The organism is Thalassobius sp. MITS945101, assembly GCF_047123305.1.
Lineage (GTDB): Bacteria > Pseudomonadota > Alphaproteobacteria > Rhodobacterales > Rhodobacteraceae > Thalassobius.
Map to the genome: position 1 here is coordinate 2,283,167 of NZ_CP138918.1, position 23,367 is coordinate 2,306,533.

Below are 23,367 nucleotides of genomic sequence, written 5' to 3' on the forward strand. Positions count from 1 at the left end.
TTACTCCGCGGCCTGGGGTTCAAAGATTTCTGACGGCAGATCATAGCCCCACAGACGGAACCGCTCTGAGAAGTGGCTGCGCACGCCGGTGGCGGTGAAATGGCCCATGATCTTGTTGTCCGGCGTCAGACCAACTCGTTGGAAGCGGAACACCTCCTGCATCGAGATCACGTCGCCCTCCATCCCGGTGATTTCGGTGATCGAGGTCATCCGGCGCGACCCGTCCTGTAGACGTGAGGCCTGCACGATCAGGTTCACCGCTGATGAGATCTGCGTCCGCACAGCCTTTAGCGGCATCTCGATGCCGGCCATCGCGATCATGTTTTCCAATCGGCTGACACCATCGCGTGGGTTGTTGGCGTGAATGGTGGTCATGGAACCGTCGTGGCCGGTGTTCATCGCCTGCAGCATGTCGATCACCTCTTCACCGCGGGTCTCGCCCACGATGATCCGGTCTGGACGCATCCGCAGCGCGTTTTTCAGACAGTCGCGGGGGGACACCTCGCCTTTGCCTTCCACGTTGGGGGGACGGCTTTCCATCCGGCCGACGTGGATCTGCTGCAGCTGCAGTTCTGCCGTATCCTCGATTGTGAGGATCCGCTCAGAGTTGTCGATGAAGCTCGAAAGGGCGTTCAATGTGGTGGTCTTACCGGAGCCGGTCCCGCCCGACACGATGATGTTCAAACGGGTCGCCACGGCCGCTTGCAGATAGGCGGCCATTTCTTCGGAAAAGGCACCAAAGCCAACCAGATCGTCTATCCCCAGCTTGTCCTTTTTGAATTTCCGGATCGACACCAGTGATCCGTCAATGGCAATGGGGCCAACCATTGCGTTGAAACGGGAGCCATCAGCAAGACGCGCATCTACATAGGGGTTCGATTCATCGACGCGACGGCCAACGGCGGACACAATCTTGTCGATGATCCGCAAGAGGTGCTTTTCATCCTTGAAGGTCACGTCGCTGAGGCCCAGCTTGCCGTTGCGTTCAATAAAGATACGCTGCGGGCCGTTGATCAGAATATCGCTGATGCTTTCGTCTTTCAGCAGCGGTTCCAATGGGCCAAGGCCAGTGACCTCGTCATAAAGCTCCTGGAAGACCACATTGCGGTCTTCACGGTTCAGCGCGATGCCCTTTTCTTCCAAAGCCTCTGCGGAAATTGCATTGATTTCGGCGCGCAGGTCCTTCTCAGCGGCACTTTCCAGCGCGCCAAGGTTCAGGTTGTCCAGCAGGGTGCGATGCAGGTCCAGCTTGATACCGTTCAGCCGTTCCTTGCGCTTGCGTTCTTTGTCCATCGGCAGGGCCTGGGCGGCCACTTTGGCCGCCGGTTTGCGGATGGACACAGGGCGTGCGTCTGGTTTTGCCTCAGCGCTGGCCGCTTTGGGCATTTCGACGACCTTGGCGGTCTGTGCGGCGGCCTTATCGGCCTTTTTGTACTTAGAAAACATCACACGTCCCCCTGGGTTAAGTCTTTACGGCTTTTCGTCGGCACCCAGCTTGTGCAGCGAGGTTGCCAGTTTGGCGATCTCCTTGCGCAAGGGGTTTTTGGCAGCGGATTTGGCCAGCGGCTCACCATGATCCCCTGACTGGGTGACCTGTTTGCCGCCGTCCGGCAGTTGAATGTCGATCTTGATGTCCAGACTGTCAGCCAGCCGTTTGACGCGGGATTTCCCGTTCAGATCGGTGAATTTCGGCGCCCTGTTCAGCACAAATCGCAGCTTTTCGAAGGGCAGGCCTTCGGACTGCAACGCACGTTTCAGCCGCAGCGTGTTCTGGGCCGAGCGCATGTCCAGCTCCAGCGTGGCGAAATAGACATGGGCGGCGGTCAGCACGGTTTCCGACCATTGCACCAGTGTTTTGGGCAGGTCGATGATGACGTAGTCATAATGTTTGCGCGCCATGTCGATAATGCGCTGAATGTCTTCGGGTTCAGCCAGGTCCAGCGGCAGCAGGTCCGCTGGCGCAGTGAGAACAAAGACCTTTTCCTCATACCCCATCAGGGCCTGTGCAAAGATGTCATCGTCCATCGACTCAGTATCGCTGAGCAATTCGTAAACTGTCTCACGGCGGGGCAGGTCCAGATAGGTCGAAACCGAGCCGAACTGGAGATCAAGATCCAGAATGCACACCCGCGGCGGGGTCGCTTTCTTGCCGCCCGCATTGGCCAGTTCCCAAGCAAGGTTGACCGCCAGCGTCGTGCCGCCGGTGCCGCCTGCCAGGCCCTGAATAGCCATCACCACACCTTCGCGGTCATGTTTGGATTTCGCCGCCACTGGTTCGGCGGCGGGCGCTTCGGCCGCTTCCGCTTGTGCCGGCGCTGCGGTTGGAGCGGATTCCAACACCACAGGATCCGGCGTACGAACGCGGGCCACGGCCGCTTTCAATTCCCCTTCCGGGAGCGGGTAGGGCACAAATTCATCGGCGCCTTGGCGCAGCAGCTGGTGCAGGGCGGCCGGGGTCACCTCATCGGTGATCAGGATAACCTTCACCAACAGCTCTTTGGCAGCAGCAATGACCTTGCCCAGTTTGATCAGGTCCTGTTCGTCCTCATGGTCAACTGCCATGGCGACAAATTCCAGCTTGGCCGCTTCGGGTTGTTTGAAATAGGCCAAGGCATCATCAAAGCCGAGGTCGCCCCAGGCTTCGCCCATGATGACCTCCATGTCTTCGATCAATAGGTCGAAGTTCTGCACATCCCGACTGATAGTACAGGCCAGAATGGCGTCGTCGTGCGCGGAAGACTGATCGTTACTCGTCATTGCCTCATGTCCTACTTTGCTGTGCCGCAGGACAGGGGAGGGCGATTTTTGGATCGTCTTGTCCCTGTCTGCGGCGGAAACGTCCGGCTCAAGCCAAACGCACTGCTCCCAGTGGGATCAAAATCACCCTCAATCTGGGCGAGATTAGGGCCAAAAAATCGTAATTGTGCGGAATTGTTGGACACTCCCCCGTATCGCGGGGGAGTGTTTCCGGGGCGGGATTACTCGCCCGATGTGACGGAATTCTCAAGCCCGGTCAGGGTCGAACCCGAAACGGCGCTTTCGATATAGTCGCGATAGACGATCTGGGCGTATTTACCGTCCAGAACGCTAGGATGTTCTTTCACGAAACCAGTGACTTCGGTGACGGTGCGCCGGTTGCGGCGTTCCCGGTTCTCGGTGACGATCAGCGGCTGGCTTTCGCCCCGTGAAACCACCGCTTCCAGACGGGACCGGCTGATACCCTGACGCGACAGATAGGCAACAACCGCATTGGCGCGTCGCTTGCCAAGGCCATAATTGAACCCGTTAGACCCAACCGCGTCAGTATGGCCATAGACCTTGAACCGGACCTCGGGGAACTGGCGGATCCAGGCGGCCTGACGGTTCAGCACGGCGGCGGCTTCGGCATCAATCTGCGACGAATTGAAAGCAAAGTTGATGGTTGAAGGCACTTCTTCATTGAACCGTTTGGCGAGGTCGAGAACGTAGTTTTTTTCGCCGCTCAGAATCAAAGTGTTGTTCATTGTGGCGTTGCCAAAGTCGCCACCACCGATCAGCGCGCCAGCCTCTCCTGTGAAAGAAGAAAAACTGTCGGTCCCGGCACAAGAGGCCAGAAGTGCAGTGGAGCTGATAAAGGCAAGGGCTGTGAGTTTGCGTGTCATCTGATCACTCCATCACGTAGCCGTAGGACCCGTTGAAGTCCTGACGCGCCACTTCGCCAGCGGCACCTTGCAATTTGCGGCTTTCATCCCGTGCGACGCGGCCAAAGAGGAACAGGTCCTTTTCCGACGGCGGTTTGATCCGGTCCGTGGGCAACGCGAGCGCTTCGCCACGGGTCGGTGTCACCAGATGGGCCGAGATGATCACAACCAATTCGGATTGGGTGCGCTGATACTCGGCACTTCGAAACAGCGCGCCTAGGACGGGGATGTCCCCCAGCCAGGGGATCTGGCCGTTGGTGTCGGTGAACTCGTCTTCCAAAAGTCCTGCAATTGCAAAGCTTTGGCCATCACGCAGTTCAACCGTGGTTTCGGTCTCGCGGCGACGGAAAGCGTCGATGGTGAAGGCCTCAGTACGGAACCCGTTAGTGGTGTCGATCGAGGAGACCGCCGCCTTCAGTTCCAGATTGATCAGATCGCCGTCAATGACACGCGGGATGAAGTTCAACTCAACACCAAAGGTTTTGAACTCGACCGAGATCGCGCCGTTGTCTTGGCTGACCGGCACCGGATATTCGCCACCGGCAAGGAACTTCGCCTCTTGTCCGGAAAGAGCAACAAGGTTCGGCTCTGCCAATGTGCGGACAACCCCTTTGGTTTCCAGCGCTTCGATCAGCAGGCCAACCTCAACGTCACCAACGCCAAAGCCAAACAGCATCGCACCGGTGTTTTCGTTGACCGATGGGATCGAGCCGCCCAAAGACGTTGCCGCGCCGGTCGAGGTGTTCGTGGTGCCGGAGCCACCGTTCAGGGTAACACCCTGATTGGTGCCGTTTAGCGCCAGCGACGAGCTCAGCGATTTTTTCACGCTCCGCTCCATTTCGGCGAAACGAACTTTCAGCATCACTTGTTGCACGCCACCCACGGTCATCAGGTTCGAAACCCGTTCCGGCGCGTAGCGTTCCGCCAGATCCATCGCCCGCTGCAGACGTTGCGCCGAAGACACGGTGCCGGACAGGACAATGCCATCATTGGCGGTGCGCACTTCGATCTTCTCATTGGGAAGGATCTGGCGCAGACGCTCTTTGAATTCGGTGATGTCTGCGGCAACAACCACATCCACGTTGGTGATCAACCGCCCGGTTGCATCCAGCAGGGTCAGCGTGGTGATCCCAGGTGATTTTCCCAGAACGTAGATCGTGCGATCCGACAAGGAAGAAATATCCGCAATCGCCGGATTGGCGATGGACAGTTCCGCAAAGGGGGTTTCGCTTTCGACCACAACCGCCCGGTTCATTGGGACGTTAAGCTTGGAAGAGGTGCCGCTCTTCACAACCTTTAATGTGTCTGCCATGCCCATGCTCGGCACCATGCCGCCAGCCATTGCCAGCGACAGACCAAAACACGCGGCCTTGAAAAAATTCCGATATGTCATGTGACCTGCCTTTTCGATCACGCCTCTAGATCCGGGTCTTTTGCCCGCTTTATAGCGGCCACCTTGCGCGAATTTTCGGAAATTTGCAAGAATCAATAGGTTCGGTGGTGTTCTTCACCAAAACTGAGACATTTTCGCCGTGGTTGTCCTGGTGGGACAGGCAGAAAATGCACAGGGCGCTCCACTGGAACGCCCTGTATCTCTGGGGGCAGCGGCCCTTATTTCGAGCAGGGGATCGGGATTTCAACCACCTCTGCGCCACGACGGGTGCGGATGGTGCAGATTTCAGGCTCAACCTCTGCTTGCTGGATCACCTCAGGCTCTTCTTCGATGATGCCCAAAAGGTCGCGCTGGTCGACTTCGATGGTCTCGGCAATGGTGTCGTCACGGGCACCAACAAGAGCCAACGACAGACGACCCGAAGACTGCGCCTGTGCCAGAGCAGCCACCTGCGCAGGTGTAGCGGCCACCGTCACGGTGCGGGCGATGCTGACTTCGGTGGCGTCATCATTGGCAGTTTGGTCCACCGCAATCAGCGGCACGGAGCTTTCGATCAGTTTGGTGAACTCCCGCGAGTTCGGCCCACGTTTGCTGCCGGTGGAGCCGGTCCAATAGACATCGACACGGTCACCCGGACGCAGGAAACCCGACACGCCCGAGGCCACGTCCACCTTGATTGCAAAGGCGCGTTGACCACGTTCCAGACGCGAGGTCAGACCGGCATCCTCTCCCGGTTTTGACACTTTGGCCAGCAACAGCGGTTCGTTCTTTTCCATCTGGCGCAGCACAACACGGCGCAGATTGGGGTCATTCGGGTTGGGGAACAGATCCTCGGTTTTGGTAAACAACCCTTCGGGCAGCGCCTCTTTCGGCCATTCGATCTGGCGCACGTCCTCTGCGCTCAGGGCCTCGCCGTATTTCAACTGACGTTTGGCGACAAAGACCTCAACAGTTTCGATCTGTTTGACTTCGACCTGGGCGGTGCGGGCACGGGCCAGTTCGTTTTGGTAGCCAGCGATATAGTTCTGAACCATGTAGACGGCAAAGCCCGCAAGGCCGAGGCCGACCACAAGGACCAATCCAAAGACAGCACGCATGGGAAATCCTTTCCTGTGTTGGCGGGCGCGATATGCGCCGGGTTAGTGGGTATAGTGCCTGCAAAATGCGGCAAAAGAGGGGTGAGGGCGGGGCGCCCTCATGACGTTTACGTTCGCGTCAGGATTGATCGTCCGCAACCGCGTCGACGGTTTCCATCAACTGGGTGGAAGAGGCTTCGGCAACGCTGCCGCTGCCGGTGAACACGGATGCCGCCGCTGCCATACCAAGTCCGGCAATGGCGGATGTCAGCACCACCCACTCGACGCTCACAGCGCCCGAGGTTTCTTTGCGAAAACGACGGAAGTTTTTGGCAATGTTTAGAAATAGTTTGGAAGTCATGGTCATCTCCTGCCTGTGTCCTGATGCCCCCTGGCATCTGCTGCATGGGATCTTGGACGGAAGGGAGGCACCGGCCAGAACTCAAAAAACAACAACTTTACCTATGTCAAAGCCGCCCCCGATTTGGGGGCGGCCCGATATCTGCATCACGCTCTCAAAGCGCGGCGACCTTAGCTGTTTTCGGCAGCTGCGGTTGCAGTGTCGGTGCCCAGGTCGGTCACGATCGACGAAGCTGCAGTGTCGATGCCACCGGAAACGGTGGAAACAGCTGCGATGCCCAGGCCAACGATGGCTGCGGTCAGAACAACCCAGTCTACAGTTACGGCGCCGTCTTCGTCTTTGCGGAAGTTTTTGATGAACTTGATCATGGTGTCTCTCCAAAAAAATGTTGTGTCTCAGCTAGGCGTCTTGGTCGAAGCGGTCTCTCACCTCCGCCTCGTTGCCTTGGCTGAGTATGTTTTGCCCCCCGATTGGGGCGCGAATAGGGCGGGTTTGCGGAGAGTTCGGGGAACATATGCGGTGCTTTTGGGACTTTTTGTTTTGTCTGTCGCAGCGCCGCTTTGGGGGGCGCAAATGGAGCAGGCACAAACGAAAAGAGCCGCCCCCGGGGGGACGGCTCTTCGGAAAGCTGCGCTGTGAAAGCGCGGCGACCTTAGCTGTTTTCGGCAGCTGCGGTTGCAGTGTCGGTGCCCAGGTCGGTCACAATCGACGAAGCTGCAGTGTCGATGCCGCCGGAAACGGTGGAAACAGCTGCGATGCCCAGGCCAACGATGGCTGCGGTCAGAACAACCCAGTCTACAGTTACGGCGCCGTCTTCGTCTTTGCGGAAGTTTTTGATGAACTTGATCATGGTGTCTCTCCAAAGAAATGTTGTGTCTCAGCTAGGCGTCTTGGTCGAAGCGGTCTCTCACCTCCGCCTTGTTGCCTTGGCTGAGTATGTTTTGCCCCCCGATTGGGGCGCGAATAGGGCGGGTTTGCGGAGAGTTCGGGGAACATATGCGGTGCTTTTGGGACTTTTCATTTTCTCCGCCGCAGCGCCACTTTGGGGGGCGCAAATGGAACAGGCACAAACGAAAAGAGCCGCCCCCTGAGGGACGGCTCTTCGGAAAGCTGCGCTCTCAAAGCGCGGCGACCTTAGCTGTTTTCGGCAGCTGCGGTTGCAGTGTCGGTGCCCAGGTCGGTCACGATCGACGAAGCTGCAGTGTCGATGCCACCGGAAACGGTGGAAACAGCTGCGATGCCCAAGCCAACGATGGCTGCGGTCAGAACAACCCAGTCTACAGTTACGGCGCCGTCTTCGTCTTTGCGGAAGTTTTTGATGAACTTGATCATGGTGTCTCTCCAAAAAAATGTTGTGTCTCAGCTAGGCGTCTCGGTCGAAGCGGTCTCTCACCTCCGCCTCGTTGCCTTGGCTGAGTATGTTTTGCCCCCCGATTGGGGCGCGAATAGGGCGGGTTTGGATCAATTTTGAAGCAATGCAACTTTGTGAAAATTTTCATTTAACTCACTGTATTTATTCACACAATTGATGTGTTGATTTGATTTATCCACAGATTGCTGGTGCGGGAGTCCGCAATCTGCCATAATCCGGCGCAAAATAGACGGCAGAGCAGCCCAAATGTTCAAAGATATTCGTTTTCTGGCCGCGCTCAGTGCGCTGGCGCTAGCGGCCCCATTGGCGGCGGAAGGGCCGAAACCCTTTCCCGATTTCACTTTCAAACGTGTGAGCCCGCCTGAACCGGGGCAGGGCAAACGGATCACCGTGCAGATTGACCCCAAGGTAGACACCACGCCGGTTGTTGCGACAGCAGCCGAACCCAGCACCACACCGACAGAGGCGCGATACAGCTGGTTTTGGGACAAGATCAGCCCCGATCTGTCCGCCAGCGGTCCGGGGCGGCTGGAGCCGGCCTTGACCGCCATCGCCACTGCGCCGGAAGGACAGAGCATTGCGGCCCCCCGGCTGGACACTCTTTTGTCGATTGCCCAGGCGCAGGCGCCGCATATGCTGTTGGCCTCGGTCAACAGCCGGGTGTCGCCCGCGCTGGTACTGGCGGTGATTTCGGTCGAAAGCAGTGGACGTGTGGACGCGGTCAGCGGCGCTGGGGCCGAAGGGCTGATGCAGTTGATCCCAGCCACCGCCGCACGCTTTGGCGTGGAGGATCCGTTGGATGCAGGGCAAAACATCCGTGGCGGTGTGGCCTATTTGGATCTGCTGCTCCGTCAGTTTCAGGATGATCCGGTTCTGGCGCTGGCCGCCTATAATGCCGGGGAAAACGCGGTGAAGGAACATAGCGGTGTGCCGCCCTATGCCGAAACCCGTGACTATGTGCCCAAAGTTCTGGCGGCCTTCGCGGTGGCCCGAAACCTGTGCAAAACTCCACCCGAGCTGATTTCGGACGGCTGCGTCTTTAACCTCGGCCCCTAAAGGCAAAAGCCCCGGCCGTTTCGGACCGGGGCTTTGCAATCTTGATCAGCGACGGATCAATCGACGATGGTCGCCTCGGTGGCCGCGCGCAGTTCCTCCTCGGAAACGCCTTCAGCGCATTCCACGATTTTCAGGCCGCCCTCGACAACGTCCAGCACACCAAGGTTGGTGATAATACGGTCAACAACGCCTTTGCCGGTCAGCGGCAGGGTGCAGTCTTTCAGCACTTTGGACTGGCCATGTTTGTTGGCGTGATCCATCACAACCACCACGCGGCCGACGCCGGCGACCAAATCCATCGCGCCGCCCATGCCTTTGACCAGCTTGCCGGGGATCATCCAGTTGGCCAGATCGCCGTTTTCGGCCACTTCCATGGCGCCCAGGATGGCCATAGCGATTTTGCCGCCACGGATCATCGCGAAGGACTGCGCAGAGTCGAAATAGGCGGTCTGCGGCAGTTCGGTGATGGTCTGCTTGCCGGCGTTGATCAGATCGGCGTCCTCTTCGCCTTCAATCGGGAAGGGGCCCATGCCCAGCATGCCGTTTTCCGACTGCAGCGTCACTTCCACACCTTCTGGGATGTAGTTGGAAACCAGCGTCGGGATCCCGATGCCGAGGTTCACATACCAGCCGTCCTGCAGTTCCTGTGCCGCGCGTGCGGCCATTTGATTGCGGTCCCAAGCCATGATTATGCCTCCTCGCGCGGGCGCACAGTGCGCTGTTCGATGCGTTTTTCGTGATCACCCTTGATGATGCGATGCACATAGATGCCTGGCAGGTGGATGCTGTCAGGGTCCAAGCTGCCGGTCGGCACGATTTCCTCAACCTCAACCACACAGACCTTGCCGCAGGTGGCGGCGGGCACGTTGAAGTTGCGCGCGGTTTTGCGGAACACCAGGTTGCCGGTCTCATCCGCTTTCCACGCTTTTACAATGGCGAGGTCGGCAAAGATGCCCTCTTCCATGATGTAGTCTTCCATCGCGTCGTCATCGCCGGTGGGAAACTGTTTCTCCATCTTGCCTTCGGCAATCACGGTGCCCACGCCGGTCTTGGTAAAGAAGCCGGGGATGCCTGCGCCGCCGGCACGCATGCGTTCGGCCAGCGTGCCCTGTGGGTTGAACTCCAGCTCCAACTCGCCCGAGAGGTACTGGCGCATAAACTCGGCGTTTTCGCCCACATAGGACGAGATCATCTTTTTGACCTGCTTGGTTTGCAACAAGATGCCGATGCCGAAGTCATCGACGCCCGCGTTGTTGGAGGCAAAGGTCAGATCTTTGGTGCCCGCGTCTTTGATGGCGTCCAGCAGCAGTTCGGGGATGCCACAGAGGCCAAAGCCGCCAGCGGCAATGAACATGCCGTCATGTAGCAGCCCGTCCAGGGCCGCAGCGGCGTTCGGATAGACTTTTTTCATGGAAAGCTCCCTGTTTCAGGTATGGCCCGGTTGTGACGCTGCGGCACGGGTGAGTCAATCGTCTGACCCCCGGGGGCGTATTACTACGGATGGGCCGCATCAGGGTCCGGGCCCATCCGCTGGGGATCATTGCGGCAGCGCCTCTTGGCTATATTGTGCGGCAAAGGCGGCCGAGGGCGGGATCGGGGTGATGATGTCGATCAATACGCCATTTGGATCGGCAGTGATAAAGTGGCGCTGACCAAAGTCTTCATCGATGAGGGGTTTCAGGACGGGCAGACCGGCATCGACCAAGCGGCTGTATTCTGCCGCGGCATCCTCGACCTCGAAATTCAGGATCACCCCAGCAGAGGCCCCACGGCCGGGCAGGGGGATGGTGTCATGCTGGCCGTCGAGAATGGCCAGATTGACGGTTGGGTCCGCTTTGGATTGCAGGTGGACATACCAGTCTGAGGTGAAGGCAGGCTCAAAGCCAAAGTGGTCCAGATAGAAGGCGGTGGTTGCGGTGACATCATTGGTTTGGATGACGGGATAATACTGGGTGGTTTTCATTTTGTTGCATCTCCGAAAATAAAACATACAGTGTGTATGTAGATCTGAAATAAACATACAGGCTGTATGTATGCAAGAAAAGAAATCGATCCCGAATGCAGATCGTCGCGCCCTGATGCGCGCGCGGTTGATTGCGGAGGCGCGTAAACTCTTTGTCGCAAAGGGCTATGCGGAAACATCAACGCCGGAAATTGTCCGGGCGGCGGCGGTGACGCGCGGGGCGCTTTATCACCATTTTGCCGATAAAGCGGACCTGTTCCGCGCTGTGGTGCAACAGGAAGCGGCCGTTTTGGCGGCGGAAATCGATCAGGGTGCTGTGGCAGATTCGGGCGATCCTCTGACCTCGGGCAGCCAGGCGTTTTTTGCCAGCATGGCCAAAGAGGGGCGGGCGCATCTGTTGCTGATCGAAGGACCGGCGGTGCTTGGCCTGGCTGAGATGGCGGAGATTGATGCGGGCGGCGGACGACAGAGCTTGATGCTAGGCCTGCAGCAGGCCCGTCCCGATTTGGTCGAGGCAGAGCTGCAGGCGCTGTCTGATGTGCTGTCGGCTGCCTTTGATCGTGCGGCACTTGCGGTGTCTCAGGGGCAGAGCGTGGTGCCCTATCTGGCGGCAATGGAACAGGTGATGGCTAGATTGATGACGCCCAGCGAATAAGAACCAACCTGAAAATTTCCAGCTACCTCGTGAACCTTTTTACCCCAACTGCGCACCTTAATGTAGGAACAACAAAATGGTGACGTGATGATCGGCAAGCGCCGTGCCTATGAAGAACTGCTGGTGGTCGAAGCGAGAGGCCGTAACCGCGCGGCGATGGAGGCGCTGGTGCGCCACCGCGGGCCACGGTTGCTGGTGCATGCCACACGGCTGCTGGGCGATCGTGATCTGGCACAGGATGCGGTGCAGGAAGCCTGGGTCGAGATCCTGCGCAGCCTGCCATCGCTGCGTAACTCTGCGGCTTTTCCGGCCTGGGCCACTCAGATTGTGACGCGGCGCTGTGCGCGGATCATCAAGGGCTTGCAAAAAGGCCGGGCGCTTGCGGCGGAACTGACGCCACTGACAGAGACCGAACAACCCGCGCCCGACGACGAAGCTGCGCGGGTGCGTTGGGCCATTGATCAGCTCCCACCCGAGCAGGCGGCCACCATCGCGTTGTTTTACTTGGAAGATATGCGCCTGGCGGAGGTGGCGATTGCGCTCGACATCCCCGAGGGCACGGTGAAATCGCGCCTGTCCAAGGCGCGCGGCGCGATGCGTCATCTCTTGGAAGGAGAGAACGATGAATGTGAAAACGACAAAAGAACTGGATAGTCTGATCGAGGCGGCGCTGAACGCGCAGGACCGTGATATCCTGCACAGCACCGAGGAACTGGGCTATTTCCAGCTGGGGCTGAAGCAATTCGGCGGCAAATTGGGCTGGGTGACCTGGGTGATCATGTTGATCCAGACAGCGCTGTTCCTGACCGGCGTCTGGTGCGCGGTGCAATTTTTCGGCGCCAGTGACCTGCTGATGGCGGTGAAATACGGCATCAGCGGCGCGGTATTGCTGCTGATGTCGCTGATCATGAAGATGAGCCTCTGGCCACAGATGCAGGCCGATCGTGTCATCCGTGAGGTGAAACGGCTGCAATTGCTGGTGGCGAGTCACCAGTGACGAGGGGCAAGTTTCGCCCCCACCACCAGGCAAAGAAAAAGGCGGGTCCCAGTGACCCGCCTTTCCTTATTCTGCGTCTTTGGCAGCAGCCTTTTTGGCGGGCGCCTTCTTCTTGGCAGGTGCTTTCTTGGTGGTGGTCTTCTTCGCCGCCGGTTTCTTAGCCGCGGCCTTCTTCTTGGCGGACTTTTTCTTCGAAGCCTTTTCGTTGACCAGCTCCACCGCCATTTCCACCGTCACATCCTTGGGATCGGTGTCTTTCGGCAAGGTGGCGTTCACCTTTTCCCACTTCACATAAGGCCCGTAGCGCCCTTCCATCACGGCCATCGCGCCGCCATCAGGGTGATCGCCCAGCTCTTTCAACGGTTTGGCGGCGGTGCGGCCACGGCCCGGACCTTTGGCCCGCTTCTCCGCCAGCAGCTCAACCGCCCGGTTCATGCCCACTTCGAAGACGTCGTTCGGGTCTTTCAGGTTGGCGTAGACCGGTTTGGCCTCTTCCGGCAGCTGGTGCATGATGTAGGGGCCGAAGCGGCCGAAATTGGTGCTCATCATGCCGCCTTCGGGATGTTCGCCGATCTGACGCGGCAGCGACAGCAGAACCAGCGCCTTTTCCAGATCCATATCGTCTTTCGACCAGCCGCGCGGCAGCGAGGCCCGTGGCGGCTTTTTGTTTTCCGGAGTTGGCTCTCCGCGCTGGACATAGGGGCCAAAACGTCCCGCTTTCAGCCAAATTTCATCGCCGGCATCTTCGCCCAAAACCCGTTCATCACCATCCGCACCTTCGCCGGCAATGGGCCGGGTGTAGGTGCATTCGGGATAGTTGCCACAGCCAACAAACCCACCGGTGCGCGAGGTTTTCAGGTGCAACTGGCCATTGCCACATTTCGGGCAAACCCGCGGGTCCGAACCGTCTTCTTTCGGCGGGTAAAGCTGCGGCGCCAGCGCATCGTCGAGAACGTCCAGCACTTCGGTGATGCGTAGTTCTGTTGTCTCAGCAATCGCAACCGAGAAGTCGCGCCAGAAACGATCCAACACGTTCTTATAATCGCGCTCCCCAGCGGAGACGTCATCCAGCTGTTCCTCCAGCTGGGCTGTGAAGTCATAGCCGACATACTTGCGGAAGAAGTTCAGCAGGAAGATCGTAACGATCCGGCCTTTATCCTCAGGGAACAGGCGGTTCTTGTCCTTGCGGACATACTCGCGTTCCTGAATCGTGCCAAGAACCGATGCATAGGTTGAGGGGCGGCCAATGCCCAGCTCTTCCATCTTTTTCACCAGCGTCGCCTCGGTGTAGCGCGGCGGCGGTTGGGTGAAGTGCTGTTCCGGGCTGACGGTGCGTTTGTCTGCCTTTTCGCCCTGCATCAGCTGCGGCAGACGTTTGTCATCCTCATCCGTGCTGGCCACGTCATCGCGGCCTTCTTCGTAGACGCGCATGAAACCGTCAAACAGCACCACCTGACCGGTGGCGCGCAGCACCACCTGACCGTCATCGCTGCCCACATCCACAGTGGTACGCTCCAGCCGTGCGCCCGCCATCTGACAGGCCAGAGTCCGCTTCCAAATCAGGTCATAAAGCTTGCGCTGATCCGCCTCCAGCTTGGCCAGTTGACCAGCGTCCACCGACATGTCGGTAGGGCGGATACATTCGTGTGCTTCCTGTGCGTTTTTGGCTTTGTTCTTATAAATCCGGGGGCTATCCGGCACATAGTCATCACCATAACGGGTGGCGATTTCATTGCGCGCCATCGTAACCGCCTCTGGCGCCATGTCGATGCCATCGGTTCGCATATAGGTGATGTAGCCCGCTTCATAGAGCCGCTGCGCCGCGTTCATGCATTGACGCGCGCCCATGCCAAACTTGCGGCTGGCTTCCTGCTGCAGGGTCGAGGTCATGAACGGTGCCGATGGGTTGCGGCTGCCGGGCTTGGCCTCCACCGATTTGACTGAGAGATCACGGCTGTTGATCGCCTGCACCGCCAGTTCGGCCTGTGTCTCGTTGGTGATCGAAAACTTGTCGAGCTTGTCGCCACCCAGAACCGTCAGGCGGGCCTCATATTCCTGTCCACGTGGGCTGGCCAGCATTGCTTTGACGGACCAATATTCCTGCGGGTTGAACGCCTCGATCTCCATTTCGCGTTCCACGATCAGACGCAGGCAGACCGATTGCACCCGGCCCGCCGACCGGGCGCCCGGCAGTTTGCGCCACAGCACCGGCGACAGTTTGAACCCCACCAGATAGTCCAGCGCGCGACGGGCCAGATACGCCTCGACCAGATCGGTGTCTACCTGACGCGGGTTCTGCATCGCCTCGGTCACCGCCGTTTTGGTGATCGCGTTAAAGACCACGCGGCTCACAGGTGTGTCCTTTTTCACCGCGCGGCGTTTGCGCAGCGCCTCTTCGAGGTGCCAGGAAATCGCTTCCCCTTCACGATCGGGGTCGGTCGCGAGGATCAGTTCGTTGTCGTCTTTCAGCGCATCCGCAATGGCTTTGACATGCTTGCGGGAATCGTTGCCCACCTCCCAGGTCATGGCAAATTCGTCATCGGTATCAACCGAGCCATCCTTGGGCGGCAGATCCCGCACGTGGCCGTAGGAGGCAAGAACCGTGTAGTCCGATCCAAGGTATTTGTTGATTGTCTTGGCCTTGGCCGGGGATTCTACAACAACGACTGGCATGTTACGGATGGACCTCTTTGGGGGGAATACACGGGCGCTCTATGGCGGCGCAAAATGAGGGCTGCAAGAGGGGATTGTCAATTGTTCTGTTTGTCGCCAGTCTTGAGGCGAATAAATTGATCTAATTTCTTGCAGAAGGATAGCTGTTCATGAAGCCCATTATCTGTGCCGCCGCTTTGGCCTTTGCAACCCTCATGCCGTTAGGCGCTGCACAGGCCGAAAGCTGGTACGAGCCCCAGCGGGGCACACAGGAACGGCGGGACCTGATGGATGCGCTGCGGCCCCACGCCTGGTGGACTCTTGGTCAGCCGGTTCAGTTTGTTGTCAATGATTTGCGCGTCTCGGGCGAGCGGGCTTTCGCTTCAGTTTCGCCGCAGCGGCCGGGCGGTGGCGCGATTGACCCGGCCCAGACACCAGCCGCGGCGCGGGATCCCTACTTCGCCGAGGATATGTGGGACGTCGACATGCAGGCGGTGCTGATGAAATCCGGCAATGTCTGGGTGGTGGTCGATCACACTTTCGGCGCAACGGACGCCTGGTGGGCCAACCCCGAACACTGCGCCGAGTGGTACAATGTGATTCGCGACGCCTGCCAGTATTGAGGGCTGGCCGAATTAAGGTCGCCTCACGCGTCTTGCCGCTTTTCCGCATGGGCGCTGCCGGGCGACATGTTCAGGGACAAAAGACCGCCTGGTTGGCGTAGCAAGGCACCCTCCATCTCCAGATCTGTGAGCAGGGGCAGGATGGATTGCGGTGACGCGCCCAGGTCGCGGATCAGCTGATCCTCCGCCAGCGGAGAGGGACCAAGCCGGTTTAGGATTTGCTGGTGCAACAGGTTTGTCTCGCGCAGGCTGGGCTGTTGTTGCGGTGGTTCCGCCACCTGCTGTGGCTCCGGTGCCTCGGGGGGCAGGGCCTCCACCACATCCTCGCCATTGCGCACCAGCCGCGCGCCGTCGCGGATCAGCATGTTGCACCCTCCCGACCTTGCATCAAAGGGATGCCCCGGCACCGCCAGCACTTCACGGCCCTGATCCAATGCGGTGCGGGCGGTGATCAGGCTGCCGGACCGGCCCGCCGCCTCCACCACAACCAACGCTTTGCTCAGGCCCGAAATGATGCGGTTGCGGCGGGGAAAATCCCGTGCCTTGGGCTGCAGTCCAAAGGGGCGTTCGCTGAGGATCAGGCCGGCATCGCGCAGCGCCCCATGTAGATGTGTGTTCTCGGCCGGGTAAATCACATCCGCTCCACCAGCCAACACAGCCACCGTGCCCCCCTTCAGCGCCGCCTGATGAGCCGCCGCATCGATGCCGCGCGCCAGACCTGAGGTAATTACAAAGCCCCGCTCTGACAGATCCGCCGACAGGGCTTTTGCCATGCGCAGCCCCAAGGAAGACGCATTGCGCGCGCCCACCAGCCCGATCATGCGGCGCCTCAGCAGCGACACATCCCCCAACGCCCAGACCAGCGGGGGGGCATCATTGGTCTCAGAAAGATCCAAAGGGTAATCCGCCGCGCCATAGCACAGCAGTTTGGCGCCCATCGCCGCGCCTAACTGCAATTCTTCCCGCGCGCGCGTCTCTGCGTAGATCTCATAGTCTTTCACACCCGCTTTCGCCGCAACCTCGGGCAGGGCGGCCAATGCCGCCGCCGCGCTGCCGTGTTCCGCCAGCATGCGGTAAAAGGTGGAGGGGCCCACCCGATAAGAGCGCAAGAGGCGGAGCCAAGACACCCGATCATCTTCCGTGGTGGGTGGGAGTAGGGGGTGAGTGGAAGGATGCTTAGGTTTCATCGTCATGCCTCCGCCAGCTTGCAGGGACAGTGCTAAACCCAAGTGGTTAACAGGCGGTAAAGCCCGCAAAGTTTTCTTCAATTTCTTTTTCTTCTTGGGGAAAATATCCCCAGGGGGTGCGGGGGATGGGTCCCCCGCTAGTTCCTGTGGTGCGGGGGACGGGGCCCCCGCCTGGTGCTGCGGTCGGGCGCGCGCGCCCCTCCACAGTGACCGGTTTCAGGTCACGCAGCTGAGCCGCCGACGGTCAAACCGCCAATCTTCACAGTGGGTTGGCCAACGCCAACCGGCACCCATTGGCCTTGTTTGCCGCAGTTGCCCATGCCCGGGTCCAGCGCCATGTCGTTGCCAAGGGCACGAATTTGGTTGAGCGCGGTGGCGCCGTCCCCGATCAGCGTCGCCCCTTTCACTGGTGCGCCAACCTTGCCGTCTTTCACGCGGTAGGCCTCGGTGCAGGAGAACACAAATTTGCCGTTGGTGATGTCGACCTGCCCGCCGCCAAAGCCGACGGCGTAGATGCCGTCTTTCAGATCCGCCACAATCTCTTCGGGTTTGGCGTCGCCGCCCAACATATAAGTGTTGGTCATCCGTGGCATCGGCGCATGGGCGTAGGATTCGCGGCGGCCATTGCCGGTGGGCTCAACCCCCATCAACCGGGCGTTCTGGCGGTCTTGCATGAAACCCACGAGGATCCCGTCCTCGATCAGGACGTTTTTGCCAGAGGGCGTGCCTTCGTCGTCAAAACTGATTGAGCCACGTCGGTCGGGAATGGTGCCGTCGTCCAGCACGGTCACGCCGGGGGCGGCGATGCGTTGTCCCATCAGGCCGGCAAACGCCGAAGACCCTTTGCGGTTAAAGTCGCCTTCCAGCCCGTGGCCGATGGCTTCGTGCAGCAGAATGCCTGGCCAGCCCGGACCAAGCACCACATCCATCACCCCGGCCGGGGCGGGTTCGGCATCCAGATTGACCCGTGCGATGCGCAGGGCCTCTTGCACTTTGCCCTGCCACTCGTCCCGCGCGATCAGACCGTCGAGTCCTATGCGTCCGCCACCGCCCACTGAGCCGGATTCGCGGCGGCCAGCATGTTCAACGATGACCGAGACATTGACCCGTGTCATTGGGCGCACATCGCGCAGGTGGGTGCCGTCGGGGCGCAGGATCTCAACCTCCTGCAGCGAAGCCGCGATGGTGGCTGAAACCTGTACCACCCGCGAATCAAGATCCCGGGCGTAGGCATCGATTTCGCGCAGGGTTTCGACTTTGACAGGGAAAGAGGCGCCGGCGATCGGGTCTTCGTCGGTATAAAGCCGTTTGTTGGTGGGGGCAGGAGCATCCGCCAAGGTGCCACCGCCGTCGCCCACCGCCAGGCGGGCGGTCTGCGCGGCGCGGCGCAGGGCGCCTTCGCTCAACTCGGTGGAATGGGCATAGCCCGTGACCTCGCCACGTACGGCGCGCAGGCCGAAACCTTCGGAGGCATCGTAGGAGGCGTTTTTCAACCGACCATCGTCAAAAACCAGAGCTTCTGCGCGGCGACGTTCCAGAAAAATCTCCCCGTCATCGGCCCCCTGGGTGGCGTCACGGAGGATTTCAAGTGCACTGGATTGATCCAGCGAGTCCTCAAATGGACGAAAGGTCGCATCACTCATATCTGTTTTCCTGTCTTTCCAGTGGATCGGAATTGATCTAAATCAAAAAAAGCGTCCGTTTGCCGCACTGGGATTGTTGTTCTGTTCTGTAGAATATGATTTGTAGCGGCGGCAAAACAATGGGATTCCGTCGAAACGGTCGATCCCACCCGCTACCGAACGAATAACAGCTCAACCGATCAGGGTGACACATGCGACTTATCACTAGCCTTCTGGCCGCAGCAGCAACCGCAACCGCGGCACCGGCCATTGCCCAGGAAGCCCTTGAAACCATCGGCAAGCCCGAACCCAAAGGTCTGGGTTTCCAGCCCGCTGCAACCGAACTGGCCCGCGACATCCAGTGGCTGGATAACCTGCTTCTGTGGATCATCACCCTCATCACCCTGTTTGTGGTGGCTCTGGTGGCAATCATCATCGTGCGCCACAACCGCAAGGCCAACCCGAACCCGGCGTCCTTCACCCACAACACTGGGATCGAGATTGCCTGGACCATCATTCCGATTGTCATTCTGGTGATCATCGGTGCCTTCTCGCTGCCGGTCCTGTTCAAACAGCAGGAAATCCCCGCAGGTGACATCCATATCAAAGTCACCGGCTACCAGTGGTACTGGGGCTATGAGTACACCGACCATGAGTTCGGCTTTGACCAGTATATGCTGGGCCAGCCTGCAACCATGACCGATGCAGACGAAGAAGCGGGCGCAGCGGCTTATGTGCTGAACGACGCCATGCGTGCCAAGCTGGTGGACGCTGGCTATAACGAAGACGAATTCCTGCTGGCCACCGACACCCAGGTTGTTGTTCCGATCAACAAAGTTGTTGTCATGGACGTCACCGGCGCCGACGTGATCCACTCCTGGACCATCCCAGCCTTTGGTGTGAAACAGGACGCCGTACCGGGCCGTATTGCCCAGCTGTGGTTCAAAGCCGAGCGTGAAGGCATCTACTTCGGTCAGTGCTCGGAGCTCTGCGGTAAGGACCACGCCTATATGCCGATCACCGTCAAAGTGGTCAGCGAAGAAGCCTATCAGGAATGGCTGAAAGGCGCGATCGAAGAGTATGCCGGCGATATGACCACGCTGCCCGGCTACAAGGTCGCTTCGAACTGATCCGGACCTACATCATCGGAAGCGGACCTGACCGCAGGACCGCTTCCCTTATCCCACCATGGTACCGCGCCGCTTTGGGCGCGGTTTTGGAAGGCAAAGAATGAGCGACGCAAGTCTCCATACCTCTTCTCAGACCAGCGCCCAGACGGGTGAGGCCGGCTTTGGCGATTACTTCGCCCTGCTGAAGCCCCGCGTAATGTCGCTGGTTGTGTTCACCGCTTTGGTTGGCCTGTTGGCCGCGCCCGTTGGCGTGCATCCTTTCATCGCCTTCTGTGCGGTGCTGTTCATCGCCGTTGGCGGCGGTGCCTCTGGCGCGCTGAACATGTGGTGGGACGCAGACATTGATGCGGTGATGAAGCGCACCACCTCCCGTCCGATCCCCTCGGGCAAGGTGGCGCCGGAAGAGGCGATGGCGATTGGCCTGACGCTGTCGGTCTTTGCTGTGGTGATGCTGGGGCTGGCCGCCAACTGGGTGGCCGCAGGGCTGCTGGCCTTCACCATTTTCTTCTACGCTGTTGTCTACACGATGTGGCTGAAGCGCTGGACGCCGCAGAACATCGTTATCGGTGGCGCGGCGGGTGCCTTCCCTCCGATGATCGGCTGGGCGGTGGCAACCGGTGGCGTCAGCCTGGAATCGGTGCTGATGTTCCTGCTGATCTTCATGTGGACCCCGCCCCATTTCTGGGCCTTGGCGCTGTTCATGAAGTCTGACTACAAAGAGGCTGGCGTGCCCATGCTGACCGTGACCCACGGCCGCAAAGTGACCCGCGCGCATATCCTTGTTTACACCATCCTGCTGGCCCCGCTGGCGATTGGCACCGGGCTTACTGCGATTGGCGGACCGATCTACATGGTTGCCGCCGTGGTGCTGAATGTGATGTTCCTCTGGGGCGCCGTGAAGATCTGGCGTCGCCCGGAGGAGGCGGCGGAAGCGGACAACTACAAGGTGGAGAAATCCTTCTTTGGTCTGTCGCTGCTGTATCTGTTCCTGCACTTCGGCGCGATCCTGGCCGAAGCTGCGTTGAAACCTTACGGGCTGGGAGGCTGGTAAGATGAGCTTTGAAAAAGTTGAACACGAACTGCACAAACGCCGTTCCAGCCGCAACATCGGTGTCGGGCTGGTTCTGGTGGCCTTTATCGCCATCGTCTTTGGCCTGACCGTTGTGAAAGTCACCCGCGGTGACTTTGAGCCGGAAAGCGTTCGCCTCCAGCAGGAGAACGGCTGACAATGGCGATGGACGCAAAAAACAAAACCGTGGTGAAACTGGTCAGCGTTGTACTGACCATGGGCGCACTGGCCTGGGCCTCGGTGCCGTTTTACGACTGGTTCTGTCGCGTGACCGGATTTGGCGGCGCCACGCTGGTGTCCGAAACCGGTGCCCGCGAGGTGCTGGACAAAACCATCAAGATCCGTTTCGACGCCTCCAAAGAACGCGGCATGCCCTGGGAGTTCAAACCAGTGCAGCGCGAAATGGAGGTGCGGATCGGCGAGACGGGGCTGGCTTTCTATGAGGCCTACAACCCGACCGACCGCCCGATTGCGGGGCAATCCACCTACAACGTCGCGCCCTATGCGGCGGGTGGATTCTTTACCAAGATCGACTGCTTCTGTTTTACCGAGCAGGTGCTGGAACCTGGTGAGCGCGTGCAGATGCCTGTGACCTTCTATGTTGACCCCGAGATCGTCGAGGACAGCGAAGGCAAATATCTGCACCAGATCACTCTGTCCTATACATTCTACGAAATCGACATGCCCGAAGACGAGGCGGCCCAGCAAGCCGCGCTTGCGACGGGCAGCGAAACAAACCTAAACTAAAAGCCTTCCAACGAGGGAAACCAAATGGCGCACGCTAAAAATCACGACTATCACATTTTGCCACCCTCGCTGTGGCCGCTCATGGCCTCGGTGTTTGGCTTCCTGATGCTGTTTGGCGCAGTTGTCTGGATGTCGGGCGGCATGACCATCTTCTTCGAAGCGGTTGAACTGGCTGGTCCATGGCTGTTCCTGATCGGCTTTGTTGGCGTGCTGTACGTCATGTTCGGCTGGTGGGCCGAGGTGGTTCACGAAAGTGAAACCGGCGATCACACCCCGGTTGTGGCCATTGGCCTGCGCTACGGCTTCATCCTGTTTGTGATGTCCGAAGTCATGTTCTTTGCCGCCTGGTTCTGGAGCTTCTTCAAACACGCCATGTACCCGATGGGCCCCGAAAGCCCGATGGTGGACGGTGTGTGGCCGCCTGCTGGCATCGAGACCTTCGACCCCTGGCACCTGCCGCTGATCAACACCCTGATCCTGCTGTGCTCGGGCTGTGCCGCCACCTGGGCGCACCACGCGATTGCACATGAGAACAACCGCAAGGACATGATCAACGGTCTGCTGCTGGCCGTGGCGCTGGGTCTGATCTTCACCGTGTTCCAGGCCTATGAATACAGTCACGCCGCCTTCGGCTTTGCTGGCAACATCTACGGCGCAAACTTCTTCATGGCGACCGGCTTCCACGGTTTCCACGTTGTTGTTGGCACCATCTTCCTGTTTGTCTGCATGCTGCGCGCAATGAAGGGGCACTTCACCCCTGAGCGCCACGTCGGCTTTGAAGCCGCTGCATGGTACTGGCACTTCGTGGACGTTGTCTGGCTGTTCCTGTTTGCAGCTGTCTATATCTGGGGCGGCTAAGCGACTTCCCTATATAAGAGCTATAAGGCCCCTGCAGGAAACTGCGGGGGCTCTTGCGTTTTGACGCAATGTGCGGCGCAGGCGGGGGCGCTGCCCCCGCACCCCCGGAGTATTTCGAGCAAGATGAAAGAGAATCTGCCCCATTGGCTGTGATTGATATTGAAAGTCGCCCGCCAAAGGGCAAGAACGGGCCAAGCGCGTTTTGCGCAAGACAGAAAGGCTGGCCAAGCTGATGCGCCGTTTGATCCTCCCTCTTGTACTGGGCCTTGTGGGCTTTGCCATCCTGATCAGCCTCGGGAACTGGCAGCTGCGCCGGATGGGGGAAAAGGAGGCCTATCTGGCCGAGGTGGAAGCGCTGATCGGCGCGGCGCCGCAAGCGGTGCCTGCACCTGTTGACCCGGTGCGGGACCGGTTTCTGGCCGTCGCGGCTGAGGGCGTCTTTACGGGTAACACGGTGCGGGTGCTGGTCAGCCATAAGAAGATGGGCGCGGGCTACCGGCTGATCACGGTGTTAGAGACCCCGGAGGGGCGTCGCCTGCTGGTGGACCGTGGGTTCATCCGTGTGGCGTCTGAAATCCCCGCCTTGCCCAAAGGCAAGGTTGAGGTCACTGGCAACCTGCATTGGCCCGAAGAGGTGGACAAATACACCCCGGAAAACGATCTGGACAAAAACATCTGGTTCGCCCGCGCGGTGCCCGTTCTGGCCGCGCATCTGAACGCAGAGGAGGTGCTGTTGATTGCGCGCAGCACATCCTATGACGCTGGCGCTGTGGTGCCCCTGGGCGTTGGCACCGAAGGCATCCCTAATGATCACCTGGAATATGTCGTTACTTGGTATGGGCTGGCGATTGTCTGGCTGCTCATGCTTGGCCTTTTCCTGTGGCGCATGTACAAATCCGCACGCAACCTCTGAAAGAGACCTGAGC

26 protein-coding genes are annotated in these 23,367 nt (G+C 59.3%); 11 read left to right on the forward strand and 15 right to left on the reverse strand.

Going from position 1 to position 23,367, the window contains the following annotated elements; all coding sequences use genetic code 11:
* The 9 genes from SIC14_RS11455 to SIC14_RS11495 all read right to left on the reverse strand — a co-directional run bounded on the left by SIC14_RS11455 (nt 1) and on the right by SIC14_RS11495 (nt 7,842).
* Nucleotides 1-1,446 (reverse strand): CpaF family protein, encoded by a 1,446-nt coding sequence (locus SIC14_RS11455; RefSeq protein WP_412562069.1) that lies wholly within the window; start codon nt 1,444-1,446, stop codon nt 1-3.
* A 24-nt stretch (nt 1,447-1,470) separates the two neighbouring features.
* Nucleotides 1,471-2,757 (reverse strand): AAA family ATPase, encoded by a 1,287-nt coding sequence (locus tag SIC14_RS11460; RefSeq protein ID WP_412562070.1) that lies wholly within the window; start codon nt 2,755-2,757, stop codon nt 1,471-1,473.
* 221 nt (nt 2,758-2,978) lie between these two features.
* On the reverse strand, nt 2,979-3,641 hold the full coding sequence (locus tag SIC14_RS11465; RefSeq protein ID WP_412562071.1) for an OmpA family protein: 663 nt from the start codon (nt 3,639-3,641) through the stop codon (nt 2,979-2,981).
* Between the two features lie 4 nt (nt 3,642-3,645).
* Entirely contained in the window at nt 3,646-5,073 is a 1,428-nt protein-coding gene (locus SIC14_RS11470; RefSeq protein ID WP_412562072.1) for a type II and III secretion system protein family protein, read from the reverse strand.
* A gap of 218 nt (nt 5,074-5,291) precedes the next feature.
* A complete protein-coding gene (gene cpaB / locus SIC14_RS11475) occupies nt 5,292-6,170 on the reverse strand; it encodes a Flp pilus assembly protein CpaB (protein ID WP_412562073.1) in 879 nt (292 codons plus the stop codon).
* A 118-nt stretch (nt 6,171-6,288) separates the two neighbouring features.
* Nucleotides 6,289-6,510 carry a hypothetical protein gene (locus SIC14_RS11480; protein WP_412562074.1) on the reverse strand — a complete coding sequence of 74 codons (222 nt, stop codon included), beginning with the start codon at nt 6,508-6,510 and terminating at the stop codon, nt 6,289-6,291.
* Nucleotides 6,511-6,680: 170 nt separating this feature from the next.
* Nucleotides 6,681-6,878 (reverse strand): Flp family type IVb pilin, encoded by a 198-nt coding sequence (locus SIC14_RS11485; RefSeq protein WP_412562075.1) that lies wholly within the window; start codon nt 6,876-6,878, stop codon nt 6,681-6,683.
* 284 nt (nt 6,879-7,162) lie between these two features.
* Nucleotides 7,163-7,360 (reverse strand): Flp family type IVb pilin, encoded by a 198-nt coding sequence (locus SIC14_RS11490; RefSeq protein ID WP_412562075.1) that lies wholly within the window; start codon nt 7,358-7,360, stop codon nt 7,163-7,165.
* A 284-nt stretch (nt 7,361-7,644) separates the two neighbouring features.
* The gene (locus tag SIC14_RS11495; RefSeq protein WP_412562075.1) at nt 7,645-7,842 is read right to left on the reverse strand and encodes a Flp family type IVb pilin; all 198 of its coding nucleotides are present in this window, start codon (nt 7,840-7,842) and stop codon (nt 7,645-7,647) included.
* A 286-nt stretch (nt 7,843-8,128) separates the two neighbouring features.
* On the opposite strand from SIC14_RS11495, the gene SIC14_RS11500 reads away from it, so the two are divergent.
* Nucleotides 8,129-8,938 (forward strand): lytic transglycosylase domain-containing protein, encoded by an 810-nt coding sequence (locus SIC14_RS11500; RefSeq protein ID WP_412562076.1) that lies wholly within the window; start codon nt 8,129-8,131, stop codon nt 8,936-8,938.
* A gap of 56 nt (nt 8,939-8,994) precedes the next feature.
* On the opposite strand, the gene SIC14_RS11505 is transcribed toward SIC14_RS11500, so the two are convergent.
* The 3 genes from SIC14_RS11505 to SIC14_RS11515 all read right to left on the reverse strand — a co-directional run bounded on the left by SIC14_RS11505 (nt 8,995) and on the right by SIC14_RS11515 (nt 10,901).
* Complete coding sequence (locus tag SIC14_RS11505; RefSeq protein ID WP_412562077.1) at nt 8,995-9,624, reverse strand: 3-oxoacid CoA-transferase subunit B; 630 nt, start codon at nt 9,622-9,624, stop codon at nt 8,995-8,997.
* 2 nt (nt 9,625-9,626) lie between these two features.
* A complete protein-coding gene (locus SIC14_RS11510) occupies nt 9,627-10,349 on the reverse strand; it encodes a CoA transferase subunit A (RefSeq protein WP_412562078.1) in 723 nt (240 codons plus the stop codon).
* Between the two features lie 126 nt (nt 10,350-10,475).
* Nucleotides 10,476-10,901, reverse strand: a complete 426-nt coding sequence (locus SIC14_RS11515; protein WP_412562079.1) for a VOC family protein — start codon at nt 10,899-10,901, stop codon at nt 10,476-10,478.
* 70 nt (nt 10,902-10,971) lie between these two features.
* On the opposite strand from SIC14_RS11515, the gene SIC14_RS11520 reads away from it, so the two are divergent.
* From SIC14_RS11520 to SIC14_RS11530, 3 genes are all read left to right on the forward strand, one after another.
* Nucleotides 10,972-11,556 (forward strand): TetR/AcrR family transcriptional regulator, encoded by a 585-nt coding sequence (locus SIC14_RS11520; RefSeq protein WP_412562080.1) that lies wholly within the window; start codon nt 10,972-10,974, stop codon nt 11,554-11,556.
* Between the two features lie 87 nt (nt 11,557-11,643).
* Nucleotides 11,644-12,210 (forward strand): RNA polymerase sigma factor, encoded by a 567-nt coding sequence (locus SIC14_RS11525; RefSeq protein ID WP_412562081.1) that lies wholly within the window; start codon nt 11,644-11,646, stop codon nt 12,208-12,210.
* Nucleotides 12,179-12,553, forward strand: a complete 375-nt coding sequence (locus SIC14_RS11530; RefSeq protein WP_412562082.1) for a DUF6768 family protein — start codon at nt 12,179-12,181, stop codon at nt 12,551-12,553. Before SIC14_RS11525 ends, SIC14_RS11530 begins: the two co-directional genes overlap by 32 nt.
* Nucleotides 12,554-12,619: 66 nt before the next feature.
* Here SIC14_RS11530 and topA read toward each other — a convergent pair whose 3' ends face one another.
* Nucleotides 12,620-15,226 (reverse strand): type I DNA topoisomerase, encoded by a 2,607-nt coding sequence (topA, locus tag SIC14_RS11535; protein ID WP_412562083.1) that lies wholly within the window; start codon nt 15,224-15,226, stop codon nt 12,620-12,622.
* Nucleotides 15,227-15,375: 149 nt separating this feature from the next.
* Between topA and SIC14_RS11540 the strand changes: the two genes are divergently transcribed.
* Nucleotides 15,376-15,828, forward strand: a complete 453-nt coding sequence (locus tag SIC14_RS11540) for a hypothetical protein (protein WP_412562084.1) — start codon at nt 15,376-15,378, stop codon at nt 15,826-15,828.
* A 23-nt stretch (nt 15,829-15,851) separates the two neighbouring features.
* On the opposite strand, the gene dprA is transcribed toward SIC14_RS11540, so the two are convergent.
* Together dprA and tldD are read right to left on the reverse strand one after the other, a co-directional pair.
* A complete protein-coding gene (gene dprA, locus SIC14_RS11545) occupies nt 15,852-17,015 on the reverse strand; it encodes a DNA-processing protein DprA (protein ID WP_412562085.1) in 1,164 nt (387 codons plus the stop codon).
* Nucleotides 17,016-17,236: 221 nt separating this feature from the next.
* Complete coding sequence (gene tldD, locus SIC14_RS11550; protein ID WP_412562086.1) at nt 17,237-18,658, reverse strand: metalloprotease TldD; 1,422 nt, start codon at nt 18,656-18,658, stop codon at nt 17,237-17,239.
* Between the two features lie 191 nt (nt 18,659-18,849).
* Between tldD and coxB the strand changes: the two genes are divergently transcribed.
* From coxB to SIC14_RS11580, 6 genes are all read left to right on the forward strand, one after another.
* A complete protein-coding gene (coxB, locus tag SIC14_RS11555) occupies nt 18,850-19,767 on the forward strand; it encodes a cytochrome c oxidase subunit II (RefSeq protein ID WP_412562087.1) in 918 nt (305 codons plus the stop codon).
* A gap of 100 nt (nt 19,768-19,867) precedes the next feature.
* Nucleotides 19,868-20,818, forward strand: a complete 951-nt coding sequence (gene cyoE, locus SIC14_RS11560) for a heme o synthase (protein WP_412562088.1) — start codon at nt 19,868-19,870, stop codon at nt 20,816-20,818.
* Between the two features lies 1 nt (nt 20,819).
* Nucleotides 20,820-20,993, forward strand: coding sequence for a hypothetical protein (locus SIC14_RS11565; protein ID WP_412562089.1), 174 nt, complete (start codon nt 20,820-20,822; stop codon nt 20,991-20,993).
* Nucleotides 20,994-20,995: 2 nt separating this feature from the next.
* Nucleotides 20,996-21,583: a cytochrome c oxidase assembly protein gene (locus SIC14_RS11570; RefSeq protein ID WP_412562090.1), complete on the forward strand. Its 588-nt coding sequence runs from the start codon at nt 20,996-20,998 to the stop codon at nt 21,581-21,583.
* Nucleotides 21,584-21,607: 24 nt separating this feature from the next.
* Complete coding sequence (locus tag SIC14_RS11575) at nt 21,608-22,441, forward strand: cytochrome c oxidase subunit 3 (protein WP_412562091.1); 834 nt, start codon at nt 21,608-21,610, stop codon at nt 22,439-22,441.
* Between the two features lie 232 nt (nt 22,442-22,673).
* Nucleotides 22,674-23,354 carry an SURF1 family protein gene (locus SIC14_RS11580; RefSeq protein WP_412562092.1) on the forward strand — a complete coding sequence of 227 codons (681 nt, stop codon included), beginning with the start codon at nt 22,674-22,676 and terminating at the stop codon, nt 23,352-23,354.
* Nucleotides 23,355-23,367: the final 13 nt, after the last annotated feature.

Excerpts from the sequence above, each read along its gene's own strand:
- SIC14_RS11455 (WP_412562069.1), bottom strand. The coding sequence starts at position 1,446 with ATGTTTTCTAAGTACAAAAAGGCCGATAAGGCCGCCGCACAGACCGCC.
- SIC14_RS11460 (WP_412562070.1), bottom strand. The coding sequence starts at position 2,757 with ATGACGAGTAACGATCAGTCTTCCGCGCACGACGACGCCATTCTGGCC.
- SIC14_RS11465 (WP_412562071.1), bottom strand. The coding sequence starts at position 3,641 with ATGACACGCAAACTCACAGCCCTTGCCTTTATCAGCTCCACTGCACTT.
- SIC14_RS11470 (WP_412562072.1), bottom strand. The coding sequence starts at position 5,073 with ATGACATATCGGAATTTTTTCAAGGCCGCGTGTTTTGGTCTGTCGCTG.
- cpaB (WP_412562073.1), bottom strand. The coding sequence starts at position 6,170 with ATGCGTGCTGTCTTTGGATTGGTCCTTGTGGTCGGCCTCGGCCTTGCG.
- SIC14_RS11480 (WP_412562074.1), bottom strand. The coding sequence starts at position 6,510 with ATGACTTCCAAACTATTTCTAAACATTGCCAAAAACTTCCGTCGTTTT.
- SIC14_RS11485 (WP_412562075.1), bottom strand. The coding sequence starts at position 6,878 with ATGATCAAGTTCATCAAAAACTTCCGCAAAGACGAAGACGGCGCCGTA.
- SIC14_RS11490 (WP_412562075.1), bottom strand. The coding sequence starts at position 7,360 with ATGATCAAGTTCATCAAAAACTTCCGCAAAGACGAAGACGGCGCCGTA.
- SIC14_RS11495 (WP_412562075.1), bottom strand. The coding sequence starts at position 7,842 with ATGATCAAGTTCATCAAAAACTTCCGCAAAGACGAAGACGGCGCCGTA.
- SIC14_RS11500 (WP_412562076.1), top strand. The coding sequence starts at position 8,129 with ATGTTCAAAGATATTCGTTTTCTGGCCGCGCTCAGTGCGCTGGCGCTA.
- SIC14_RS11505 (WP_412562077.1), bottom strand. The coding sequence starts at position 9,624 with ATGGCTTGGGACCGCAATCAAATGGCCGCACGCGCGGCACAGGAACTG.
- SIC14_RS11510 (WP_412562078.1), bottom strand. The coding sequence starts at position 10,349 with ATGAAAAAAGTCTATCCGAACGCCGCTGCGGCCCTGGACGGGCTGCTA.
- SIC14_RS11515 (WP_412562079.1), bottom strand. The coding sequence starts at position 10,901 with ATGAAAACCACCCAGTATTATCCCGTCATCCAAACCAATGATGTCACC.
- SIC14_RS11520 (WP_412562080.1), top strand. The coding sequence starts at position 10,972 with ATGCAAGAAAAGAAATCGATCCCGAATGCAGATCGTCGCGCCCTGATG.
- SIC14_RS11525 (WP_412562081.1), top strand. The coding sequence starts at position 11,644 with ATGATCGGCAAGCGCCGTGCCTATGAAGAACTGCTGGTGGTCGAAGCG.
- SIC14_RS11530 (WP_412562082.1), top strand. The coding sequence starts at position 12,179 with ATGAATGTGAAAACGACAAAAGAACTGGATAGTCTGATCGAGGCGGCG.
- topA (WP_412562083.1), bottom strand. The coding sequence starts at position 15,226 with ATGCCAGTCGTTGTTGTAGAATCCCCGGCCAAGGCCAAGACAATCAAC.
- SIC14_RS11540 (WP_412562084.1), top strand. The coding sequence starts at position 15,376 with ATGAAGCCCATTATCTGTGCCGCCGCTTTGGCCTTTGCAACCCTCATG.
- dprA (WP_412562085.1), bottom strand. The coding sequence starts at position 17,015 with ATGAAACCTAAGCATCCTTCCACTCACCCCCTACTCCCACCCACCACG.
- tldD (WP_412562086.1), bottom strand. The coding sequence starts at position 18,658 with ATGAGTGATGCGACCTTTCGTCCATTTGAGGACTCGCTGGATCAATCC.
- coxB (WP_412562087.1), top strand. The coding sequence starts at position 18,850 with ATGCGACTTATCACTAGCCTTCTGGCCGCAGCAGCAACCGCAACCGCG.
- cyoE (WP_412562088.1), top strand. The coding sequence starts at position 19,868 with ATGAGCGACGCAAGTCTCCATACCTCTTCTCAGACCAGCGCCCAGACG.
- SIC14_RS11565 (WP_412562089.1), top strand. The coding sequence starts at position 20,820 with ATGAGCTTTGAAAAAGTTGAACACGAACTGCACAAACGCCGTTCCAGC.
- SIC14_RS11570 (WP_412562090.1), top strand. The coding sequence starts at position 20,996 with ATGGCGATGGACGCAAAAAACAAAACCGTGGTGAAACTGGTCAGCGTT.
- SIC14_RS11575 (WP_412562091.1), top strand. The coding sequence starts at position 21,608 with ATGGCGCACGCTAAAAATCACGACTATCACATTTTGCCACCCTCGCTG.
- SIC14_RS11580 (WP_412562092.1), top strand. The coding sequence starts at position 22,674 with ATGCGCCGTTTGATCCTCCCTCTTGTACTGGGCCTTGTGGGCTTTGCC.